Source organism: Actinoplanes solisilvae (assembly GCF_003999975.1).
GTDB classification, from domain to species: Bacteria; Actinomycetota; Actinomycetes; order Mycobacteriales; family Micromonosporaceae; genus Actinoplanes; species Actinoplanes solisilvae.
This window is the reverse complement of the sequence record NZ_RJAC01000126.1, coordinates 1-524: the sequence shown is the minus strand read 5'-3', so window position 1 is coordinate 524 and position 524 is coordinate 1. Positions and strand designations below refer to the sequence as shown.

Here is a 524-nt window from a genome sequence, read left to right as displayed (position 1 = left end):
TTGATCCAGTCGAGGATGTCGGCGTCCAGCTTTTCCTGGTAGTCGCCCTGGATGCCGTGCGGCGCACCCTCGTAGATCTTCAGCGTGCCGTCCTTGACCAGCTTGATCGACTTCAAGGCGGCGTCCTTGTAGGGCACGATCTGATCGTCGTCGCCCTGACAGATCAGGATCGGCACGTTGAGCGCCTTGAGGTCCTCGGTGAAATCGGTCTCCGAGAACGCCTTCACACAGTCGTACGCGGCGGCCAAGTTGACCAGCATCCCCTGGCGCCAGAAGTCGTCCTTGGCACCCTGCGACACCGTACGGCCGTGGTTCGCGCCGTAGAAGCTCTCCGACAGGTCCTTCCAGAACTGCGACGCGTCCGCGAGAACACCCGCGCGGATACCGTCGAAGACCTCCATCGGCAGGCCGTCCGGGTTGCTCTCCGACTTGACCATGATCGGCGGCACCGCGCCCGCCGTCACGACCTTGGCGACCCGCCCCTGCACCTGGCCGTACTGCGCCGCATACCGGACCGCCTCACC

General features: G+C 64.7%; 1 protein-coding gene. It reads right to left on the bottom strand.

What is annotated here, in order from left to right:
* On the bottom strand, window positions 1-524 hold a 524-nt coding region (locus EER30_RS46840), incomplete at both ends, for an alpha/beta fold hydrolase (protein ID WP_205650746.1).